General features: G+C 57.4%; 7 protein-coding genes and 1 pseudogene. 4 read left to right on the forward strand and 4 right to left on the reverse strand.

Annotated elements, in window-relative coordinates; genetic code table 11:
• Nucleotides 1-1676, reverse strand: a 1676-nt coding sequence (locus FZZ88_RS05195; RefSeq protein ID WP_230332836.1) for an Rne/Rng family ribonuclease, incomplete at its 3' end; no start/stop codon positions are given.
• A gap of 257 nt (nucleotides 1677-1933) precedes the next feature.
• Nucleotides 1934-4597, reverse strand: a complete 2664-nt coding sequence (locus FZZ88_RS05200; RefSeq protein WP_166017506.1) for a TIGR03960 family B12-binding radical SAM protein — start codon at nucleotides 4595-4597, stop codon at nucleotides 1934-1936.
• Nucleotides 4598-4650: 53 nt separating this feature from the next.
• Between FZZ88_RS05200 and FZZ88_RS05205 the strand changes: the two genes are divergently transcribed.
• From FZZ88_RS05205 to FZZ88_RS05215, 3 genes are all read left to right on the forward strand, one after another.
• On the forward strand, nucleotides 4651-5877 hold the full coding sequence (locus FZZ88_RS05205; protein WP_166017505.1) for an LL-diaminopimelate aminotransferase: 1227 nt from the start codon (nucleotides 4651-4653) through the stop codon (nucleotides 5875-5877).
• A gap of 47 nt (nucleotides 5878-5924) precedes the next feature.
• Nucleotides 5925-6245, forward strand: coding sequence for an ATP-dependent Clp protease adapter ClpS (clpS, locus tag FZZ88_RS05210; protein WP_115022714.1), 321 nt, complete (start codon nucleotides 5925-5927; stop codon nucleotides 6243-6245).
• Between the two features lie 307 nt (nucleotides 6246-6552).
• Nucleotides 6553-7122, forward strand: a complete 570-nt coding sequence (locus tag FZZ88_RS05215) for a CPBP family intramembrane glutamic endopeptidase (protein ID WP_230332837.1) — start codon at nucleotides 6553-6555, stop codon at nucleotides 7120-7122.
• A 174-nt stretch (nucleotides 7123-7296) separates the two neighbouring features.
• Here FZZ88_RS05215 and FZZ88_RS05220 read toward each other — a convergent pair whose 3' ends face one another.
• Nucleotides 7297-7944: a sulfotransferase family 2 domain-containing protein gene (locus tag FZZ88_RS05220; RefSeq protein WP_166017503.1), complete on the reverse strand. Its 648-nt coding sequence runs from the start codon at nucleotides 7942-7944 to the stop codon at nucleotides 7297-7299.
• An 18-nt stretch (nucleotides 7945-7962) separates the two neighbouring features.
• The gene (locus FZZ88_RS05225; protein ID WP_166017502.1) at nucleotides 7963-9552 is read right to left on the reverse strand and encodes a photosystem II high light acclimation radical SAM protein; all 1590 of its coding nucleotides are present in this window, start codon (nucleotides 9550-9552) and stop codon (nucleotides 7963-7965) included.
• Between the two features lie 171 nt (nucleotides 9553-9723).
• On the opposite strand from FZZ88_RS05225, the pseudogene FZZ88_RS05230 reads away from it, so the two are divergent.
• Nucleotides 9724-9839: pseudogene (locus FZZ88_RS05230) on the forward strand (photosystem II q(b) protein); the annotation flags it as partial.

A 9839-nucleotide genomic window follows, 5' to 3' on the forward strand; every position in this document is an offset into this window, starting at 1 on the left:
CCTGAACGGCCACCACGCCCGCCGCGACGACGACGCCGTCCTGCAGTTGCCGCCAGTTGCTGCCGAGCAGCCTCCAGCACCTCCTGCTCATCCTCGCCAGGGCTGACAACCCTCACAACAACATTGTCGGATTCAGGAGGCTCTTCCAGCAACAGGACAGGATTCAAACCAAGCCAGCCAAACAACTGCTGCTGTTCGTCGGTCATGGGGACGGCAACCAATTCAGGGTCCTGACGACGGGCGATCGCAGGCTCATGCGCCTCTTGGGTCGACACCTCCTGAGCAGTCGTATCGGAGGTATCGACCGGAAGGACAGCATCCTGAGTACCGCGCCCTCGGCCACCACGCCGCCTCCGGCCATTCCCGCCGTTCTCTCCAGGAGAAACCACTTCAGCGCGGGCAGAAGCAGCGGAACGAACCAATCCCGTGGCGGCCGCCAGGGGCTGAAGAAGATCTTTGCCTGGGAGCACAGCCACGTGGCCCAGGCCCCCACAGCTGGGGCAGGCCCGTCCGAAGAGTTCGTAAATGTTCTGTCCTTGACGCTTGCGTGTCAGCTCCACCAGGCCAAGTTCACTGAGCTGTGCGATTTGTGGTCGAGCTGAATCGTCACGAACGGCTGTCGTGAAATGCTCCAGCAACTGGAGCTGATCACGACGGGAATCCATATCGATGAAATCGATAATGATCACCCCGCCGATGTTGCGAAGCTTGAGCTGACGAGCGATCTCAATCGCAGCCTCGCAGTTGGTCCACAGAACGGTTTCTCGAGCATTGGCCGAGCGCGTGAACGATCCGGAGTTCACGTCAATCACCGTGAGCGCTTCGGTGGGCTCGATGATCACGTATCCACCGGAAGGCAGGTCAACCCGAGGCTTGAGCGCATCGCGGATGGCGGCATTGACCTTGTAGTGCTCCAGCAACTCGCTGGGTTCACCGTGGGCTTCTACAAGAATATTGTTGGCATCAGCACCAAGGAAGCTGCTGACCCGGCCCACGGCAGCGGCATCGTCCACCACAACCCGGGCCAAATCGGGCCCCATGTGATCCCGCAGAATCCGGTGGATGAAATCTTCGTCGCGGTTGAGAAGAACAGGGGGGGCTGCTGTCTCAGCTGCTTGCTGAATTGCCTCCCACTGGCGCAACAACGACTCAAGATCTTCAATTAGGAGATCTTCACTGATGCCGTCGGCTTCCGTTCGAATCAGCAGGCCAGCCCCGGGCGGCTTGATCAGAACACCGAGGGCACGGAGTCTGTTCCTCTCTGCATCGGAACTGATGCGTCGGGAAATGTTCACCCCCTGGCCATGGGGCTGGAGCACCAGGTAGCGCCCAGGCAGGGCAAGGTTTCCAGTCAGCCGTGGGCCCTTGGTACCGGTCGGTTCTTTCATCACCTGAACCAGAACCTTTTGACGAGGCTCGAGAAGTTCAGTGATCCCAGCAGAACCTTTCTTCAGACGAAGCGGCCCGAGATCGGTGACGTGGATGAAACCATTTTTCTCACTTTCACCGATATTGACGAAAGCGGCATCAATGCCGGGCAAAACATTTTCAACCGTTCCGAGATAGACATCTCCGATCTGATAACGACCCTGCGCGACGATCAATTCGTCAACACGTTCATCGGTTAGCACTGCTGCGATGCGCAGCTGCTCCGCGATGACAATTTGCTGGGGCATAGGAGGACTGGTTGAGCCCAATTCAGGGCCATATCCGTTGTGGAACCTGCCGGTCCGCACTCACGGGTTGATGGAAAGATCTGAGCTGGTCAATGTGACCAAAAGGATGCGGAGCTTGCACTCCTATGAATCAAGCTTGGGGGTTCCGAAATAGACCGCCACGCAAGCCGTGATATGGACCTCGATATCCGTGTGGGATCAGACAAGACCGGAACAAGGGTGGTCCCGACGGACAAAACACTTGCTCTGTATTCAAACTAGCACTGAGCACTAAGGATCAGAGCTTCACGGGTCAAGCGTTGCACTTGCAAGGGCTGCCCGACTGTCTCGGCAAGCCAGTGCTGAATCTGAGCAGGGCGCAAGCTTCGGCCCATGTCATCCACCGCTGCTTCCAACCGAAGGCGAGCGGCCCCACTGGAGTTCTGATTCGTCACTTGAAGCGCTTTCAAAGCTGGGCGGCAATCTCGCTCTCTGGGGCGCCCCTTCTTATCAGTGTCATGCCATACCAAGGTCTTGGCCTGCAGCAGTTGATCGACAGCCGCACTCCAGTCCACAGGGATCTGCGTCTTCTCGTCCTGAACGAGATCAAAACACCAAACAGCGCCCGTCAGTTCTTGAGAGAGGCTTTTCCCACTGACGGGAACCTCGGCTGCCGCTAACAGCTGAATCCCATCCGGCAACAAGGGCTGGAGCGTGCTGCAGAAGTGATTTGGGTCCTGTACCTCGGTGAATTCCAGATCCATCCACTCGCTCTGGGCCTCGGCGCCGAGGGGAAGGGCCAGAGCGATTTGAACGCGAGGCAGGGGATGAAACCCTCCGGTGAAGCTGATCGGGAGAGCACTGCGGCGCAGGGCTCTCTCCAGCATTCGCATCAGATCGAGATGACTGAGCAGCGCCATCGATCCCGTTTTGGCGAATCGCACCCGGATGCGACACACCCGTTCGCTTGGAGGCGCCTGAGTGGGCACTTGGATCGGCACCTCGGGAGCAGGGACAACCACGTTGTGCCCCAAATCCGGGCCACACACACCACAGCTGCTGCATCCGTCAAAGGAGCAGTCCGGCACAACCGCCGCGGCAAGAGCCCGTTGCAGATCATCTGTCAGCCAGGCCTTATCGATGCCTGTATCGATGTGGTCCCAGGGGAGCGGCTGGGCACAGAAGGCTTCTAGGTCCTCCCGATCCAGCGCGGCCACGGCACTCCAGCCCCCGACCTCCATCTCCCGATAACGCCCTTCCAAACCAGCGTCCGCAATAGCTCCGGTCCAGGCGGCATAGGCACGATCCAGCGACTCAAACCACGCATCCATTCCGGCACCGGCCCTCCAGGCCGCCTCGATCACCGGTGCCAGGCGCCGATCACTGCGACCAACAAAATCCTCCATGGCGGACAGCCGCACATCGGTGAAGTTCACCTTCACGCCGCGCAAACGCCTGAAGGCTTCCCTGAGCAGGGTCTGCCGCCGCTCAAACTCAGCTGTTGAGACGCTGTGCCACTGAAAAGGCGTGTGGGGCTTGGGCGTGAAATTGCTGATCGTGATATTCAGGTTCAGCCGACCCAGGTCACGACAGCGCTGCTGCAGCATCACGCAGGTCTCTGCAATGCCGAGGACATCGGCATCCGTCTCCCCAGGAAGGCCGATCATGAAATACAGCTTCACCTTGCGGTAGCCGTTCTGCATGGCGGTGCGGATGCCATGCAGCAGGTCGTCATCGGTCAGGCCCTTATTGACGATGTCGCGGAGTCGCTGCGTACCGGCCTCAGGAGCGAAGGTCAGGCCCGCTTTTCGCGTACCGCCCAAAATGTGCGCGATGTCTTCATCAAAGCGATCCACCCGCTGACTGGGCAGCTGAAGCGTGACGTTCTGATCCGCGAGGCGGTTCCGCAACTCAACCCCTACCGCCGGCAGCGCTAGGTAGTCGCTGCAACTAAGGGACAACAACGAGAAATCGCTGTAGCCGGTTTGTTTCATCCCGGTTTCAACAGCTTCGATCACCGCCTCGGGTTCCACATCCCGGGCTGGACGCGTCAGCATCCCTGGCTGACAAAAGCGACATCCCCTGGTGCAACCGCGTCGAATCTCCACCGTGAGACGGTCATGCACCGTTTCCACATGGGGGACAAGGCCCATGGCGTAGTGGGGCATCGGCGTCGCCACACGCCGGAGAACCCTCTCCGGAACATCAGGATGGAGCGGCTGAAGAGTGACTCCGTCCGCGCCCAGCTCGTAGAGAGAGGGCACATAAACGCCGGGAACCTGGGCCAGATCACGGAGCAGTTGCGATCGGGTCAATCCATCGGCTTTGGCCTGAGCCACCACTAGACCGATCTCGGGCAGCAGTTCCTCCCCGTCCCCCAGTGCAACGAAATCGAAGAAAGGGGCGTAGGGCTCTGGATTGCTGGTGGCTGTTGGACCGCCCGCGAAGATCAGCGGAGGAGCTGCAGAATCACTCAGCGGCAAGTCGCCGCGATCGGCGGCTCGAATCGGCACCTGGGCAAGGTCCAGCATCTCGAGGATGTTGGTGGCGCCGAGTTCGTAACTCAGGCTGAAGCCCAGAATGTCGAAGGCGGGCAAGGGCCGACGGCTTTCCACCGCAAACAGCGCCTGACTCCGCTCCCGCAAGCGGCCGGCCAGATCGGCGGCCGGGAGATAAGCGCGATCGCACAATTGTCCAGGCACGGCATTGAGGATCGAATAGAGGATGATGTGGCCGAGATTGCTGGAGCCGACCTCGTAAATCTCGGGGTAAGTGAGCGCCCAGCGCACCGATGCGGCTTGCCAATCCCTTGGTTCGACCCCTAACTCATGCCCCATGTAGCGGGCAGGTTTGTTGATGCCGCTGTCCACCAGGGCATGAAAATCAACCGGGTGATCCGGGGTTGAGACGACCACGTCGGATGTCCTTACTCCTGAAGTCATCGTATGGAGCTGTCGACACGGCAAGATGCCCCGCAGACATAGCTTCCGGTTCCGTGGTTCAGGTCAACGGCAATTACCTCAAGCTCAAGGCGGGCTACCTGTTCCCTGAGATCGGTCGGCGCGTGAAGGCGTTCAGCACCGACCACCCCGATGCAGCGCTGATTCGCCTGGGCATCGGTGATGTCACGGAGCCCTTACCACTCGCCTGCCGTGAGGCGATGAAGACAGCCATCGATGCGATGGGCACAGCCGAAGGCTTTCACGGCTACGGCCCCGAACAGGGCTACGGCTGGCTGCGGGACGCCATCGCCAAAAACGACTTCCAATCCCGAGGCTGCGACATCAGTGCCGATGAGATTTTTGTCTCCGACGGCTCCAAATGCGACAGCAGCAACATCCTCGACATCCTTGGCGAGGGCAACAAGGTGGCTGTCACCGACCCCGTCTACCCGGTGTATGTCGACAGCAACGTGATGGCCGGCCGCACCGGTGAAGCCGGTGAGATCGGTCGCTATGCGGGCCTGAGCTACCTCCCGATCAGTGCGGATAACGGCTTTGCAGCACAGATTCCCAGTGAACCTGTCGATCTGATTTATCTCTGCTTCCCCAACAACCCCACTGGTGCAGTCGCCACCCGGGAGCAACTCGAAGCCTGGGTGGACTACGCCCGTTCCAATGGCGCCCTAATCCTGTTCGATGCAGCCTATGAGGCCTTCATCCAGGACCCAGCCCTCCCCCACTCCATTTTTGAGATCGACGGCGCCCGGGACTGCGCCATCGAATTCCGCTCCTTCTCCAAAAACGCTGGCTTCACTGGCACGCGCTGTGCTTTCACCGTGGTGCCGAAAGGGCTGAAAGGCAAGGCAGCCAGCGGTGAGGACGTTGAACTCTGGGGGCTATGGAACCGGCGCCAGAGCACCAAATTCAACGGTGTGAGCTACATCATTCAGCGCGGAGCTGAAGCTGTTTACTCCGAAGCCGGTCAGGCCGAGGTGAAGGCCCTCGTGAGCTTCTACATGGAGAACGCCGCGATCATTCGCCGCGAACTCAGTGAGGCAGGCCTCACTGTTTATGGCGGCGAACACGCTCCCTATGTCTGGATCAAGACCCCTGAAGGCATGGACTCCTGGGGATTCTTCGACCATCTCCTCAACAAAGCCAATGTGGTCGGCACACCCGGAAGCGGTTTCGGCGCCGCCGGAGAGGGGTATTTCCGCCTGTCAGCTTTCAACAGTCGCGCCAATGTGGAGGAGGCCATGGCCCGCATCAAGGCTCTATGAGCCGCCCCTCCTTCGCATTCCCCTTAGATTTCAAAAATCTCGGATCAATGGTCATGGCCGTGGATGCTCCCAGCCAAAACCCAGGAGGTGCGGCTGTTCTGGACAAAGCTCCGGAACGGGTTCGCAAGCGCTCACCTCGCTACAAGGTGCTTCTGCACAACGACCCGGTGAACTCCATGGAATATGTGGTGTCCACCCTTCAACAGGTTGTGCCCCAACTCAGCGAGCAGGACTGCATGGCCGTGATGCTGGAAGCCCACAACACAGGTGTTGGCTTGGTGATCGTGTGTGACATCGAGCCAGCTGAGTTCTATTGCGAAACACTGAAGGGCAAAGGGCTGACAAGCTCCATCGAGCCCGAGAGTTAGTGAGATGAAGCAACTGCTGGACAGGTTTCTCCTGCTTCAGCCGGTCTGGCTGCCCACACTTCTGTTCATTCCGCTGCTCTACGCATTGGGGTGGATTACAGCTGTCCCTCTCACGCTGCTTGGGCTGCCAGCACATCAGGTCTCGCTGACAGGAACCGTTCTGAGTTTTGTGCTGTTTCTGCTGGTGATGCCCCGATGGGCTGCCCTGCGATGGTCTGAACATCAGCCTTGGCGACGGCTAGGGCTGGTGGGTCGCAATCCAAGGAATCGCATTCCTCACGTGACTTCACTGTGCATCGGCCTGTTGATGTCCGTTGCACTCATCACGTTGATTGTGGGCTTGCTGGTTTTCACGGGACGTGGGACATGGCAGGGGAATTTGACTATCAATGCGGTTCTCAATTGCCTGTTACTGACCCTCGGCGTCGGCTTGGCAGAAGAACTGATCTTTCGGGGCTGGCTCTGGGAAGAGCTCACGCTGATCATTGGCGCTACGGGCGGCATGCTCGGGCAAGCAGCGCTGTTCAGCCTGGTTCACACACGTTTCAACCTCGGCATTTTGCCGATGCTGGGTTTACTAACAGGGTTATTCCTTTTGGGACTGGTCTTGGCTCTGCTCCGGTATCGCAATCATGGCTCTCTTTGGGGAAGCATCGGACTGCATGGAGGACTTGTCGGGGCCTGGTTTCTTGTTCATCAGAACCTCTTGACAATTACACCAAGTGCGCCGATGTGGCTGGTAGGTCCAGGAGGGTCTAACGCAAATCCCTTAGGGGGAGTTGTTGCGATCCTTAGCCTGACTGCAATCGCCGTCTACCTGCTTCAACACACAGAGCGAATGCAATTTTACCACCCAAAAAACTCAGCCTATAACTAAAAACAATATCCAAACAGCAACCCCAGACATCAGGGCAAAGACTGATTAAGAGACGCCCTTAGAACGAAAAAATCATCGCGAAGCGATGCCTCCAACCGAACAACTCCAAGATTTGCCTGGGGACTCAAGACAACCTGGGCTCACCTCACCCCGAAAGCGAATAGAGAGAAATCATCACGAAGACAGATTATCAAATTTATAGCCTAAAAGATCTATATCTTCAGCAAAGATGTCGGCAACCATGTCGATAGACTCGCGGTCAGCATAATAATGATGCAATGATTGTCTTTTGGATCGCTTGGCATGACCTGGTAACTGGCCAGAACTCAACCCTAGTGAAGCAAATATTTGCATACAATCTTCTTTAAAGGTCTCCAATCGACCAATTCGGTCCACAAGTACTGATCCATCCAGATCAAGAAGAAAGCGAACCTGAGGAGTCCATTGAACATGCTCCTTCAGACGAATCAATTCAAGGTAAGACTTAAATTCAGTCTCTGAAGTCATCCCCAGATAATCCATCAAATCTGGCCTTTGCTGCATGTAGGCAAATTGAGAAACAATGCGATCCCAGGGGTTCCTCACAAAAGCAAACTTGTAGTAGGCGTCGAAAACATCACGCCCAACCTCATCGCGAACCTGCCAAGCCAAAAGATGCTGAAGGCCGCCAGTCTGATATTTATTTTCAAACCGGCTCACAAACCCCATCCAAAGATCTTTCTCAGCACGACCTCGCTCTTTCGGCCAAATCACATCCTCAATCGACGTCCCACCGCACTTGGGAATGTGAATAAAAATACATTTTTTATCGTAAGAAATCACAAGAATTATGTCCTGGAATCAACGAACAGCTGTTGCCATCGCCGCATGTCCTGCAACAGGAGCACGCAACGCTTCCTGAAGTGGAGCCACTCCGTAATCCCTTTCGAGAATCGACATCACCGTGCGACCGAAATCGGCAGGATTGCGATCAAAGGCCTCGAGACACACCCGGCCGAAGGTGCTTCCCATCGGCTCTGGGTTCCAGAGAAGCTTGCGCGCTGTCCACGGCATCATGCTCATTGGGTTATACCCCGGCTTGATTAAGCCCTGATCGAACCCGTACTGCTCGAGATGGGTATGCGGTTGCAAACCGATGAAGAAGATCGCAGGCTCAACGAGATCAGCACCAAAAATCGCCTCAAGCTCCCGGTGATAAGTCACGGTCTGTCGAATGGTCTCCGGCCGCTCATCGATCACGTTGAAGGAGTAGTTGACCGAAACGTGATCGTGAAAGCCAGCATCCGCGAGCATGCGGCAACTTTCCAACACCGTCCGCAGGTTGTATCCCATACGCATCTTTCGCACGAGCTCCTGGGAGCCTGACGTTATTCCGATCTCGAAATAGCTCATGCCCGTCTCCACCATGAGCTGAGCAAGCTCTGGATCGAGATTGTCGGCTCTGATGTAGGCCGCCCAGCGAATTCCCGTAAGACCTTCGGCTTTGATCGCGCGTAAGAGCTCCTTGGCGTCTTCGATATAGCGCCGAGCGGGAATGAACTGAGCATCGGTGAACCAGAAACCACGCACCCCGCGGTCGTAGAGCTGGCGCATCTCTTTCACCACCTCTTCAACAGGATTGAGGCGCACCTGCTTGCCTTCCACCACTGTGTACACGCAGTAGCAGCAGTTATGAGGGCAGCCGCGCTTGGTCTGAACACCGACGTAGAAGTCACCGCCTTCGAGATACCAGTCGAGCTGGGGCCAAACCGAGGCGATGTAGTCGTAATTACAGGCTGTCTTGGGACGACTCTCCGGTTGCTCATGGATCAAGCCTGACCGGGGCGGTTCACCAACAACGAAGCAGCGCTCTTGCTCGAGAGACTGACCCTGTATCAACTTTTCTAGAAGCGGCTCACCTTCGCCGACGGACACAATCGTGCCCTTGGGAAGCGACTTTCCGAGCTGTTCATAGAACACACTCACCGCTCCACCTCCAAGAACGGCCCGCGCGCTTGGCTGGTGACGGCGTGCGCGCTTCAAGCCCTGACGCACCAAACGCTGGTTTCTGCTCAGCTCGCCGTAATGACTGCGCATCAACTGAAGCCCGCCCAAGGCGCCATGGAGTCGCTTCAGTGGGTTGCGGGCATAAAAGACTTCAAACGAATTCTGGAGAGGGTTGCCCCCTCGCCCGTCGACCGGGGCATAGATCTGGATGTCTCTCCAAGAGAACACCAGAAGCGTGGGCTGAAATTGGTCAACGGTCGCGTCAAGCACGCGATGCACGTCAAGCACCGGTAGAGCCGCAAGATCCAGGATGCGCTGAGGCATCTCTGGAAAGCACTTGTGCAGATGGTCGGCGAGATAGATCGGACCGATCGGAAAGATCGGATTGCAGGGCAGCCGCACCAGTAACACCCGTTCTTGCTGTGGTGCCAAGTCAGCTGCCATGGAGCTTTCGGGACGCTAACAAGCGCGACACCCAAAGGTGCTTAAGCCCTCTTCACAAGAGCTTCATAAAGCTTGCGATACACAGCGCAAACTTCCGTTACACTCGGGATCAGGCAGGGCTTTCCTGCCCTTCCTTAAACCGTTCCTCCGGGAACATTTCTTTCCGTTCTCATGACCACCACCCTCCAGCAGCGCTCCGGCGCTTCCAGCTGGCAGGCCTTCTGTGAGTGGGTCACCTCCACCAACAACCGTCTGTATGTCGGTTGGTTCGGTGTGCTGATGATCCC

The organism is Synechococcus sp. PH41509 (genome assembly GCF_020514285.1).
In the GTDB taxonomy this organism is placed as follows: Bacteria; Cyanobacteriota; Cyanobacteriia; order PCC-6307; family Cyanobiaceae; genus Parasynechococcus.

What these genes read in the sequence shown, in the direction of transcription:
- FZZ88_RS05215 (WP_230332837.1), top strand. Translation starts at nt 6,553, where the DNA reads ATGTCCGTTGCACTCATCACGTTGATTGTGGGCTTGCTGGTTTTCACG.
- FZZ88_RS05225 (WP_166017502.1), bottom strand. Translation starts at nt 9,552, where the DNA reads ATGGCAGCTGACTTGGCACCACAGCAAGAACGGGTGTTACTGGTGCGG.
- FZZ88_RS05200 (WP_166017506.1), bottom strand. Translation starts at nt 4,597, where the DNA reads ATGACTTCAGGAGTAAGGACATCCGACGTGGTCGTCTCAACCCCGGAT.
- clpS (WP_115022714.1), top strand. Translation starts at nt 5,925, where the DNA reads ATGGTCATGGCCGTGGATGCTCCCAGCCAAAACCCAGGAGGTGCGGCT.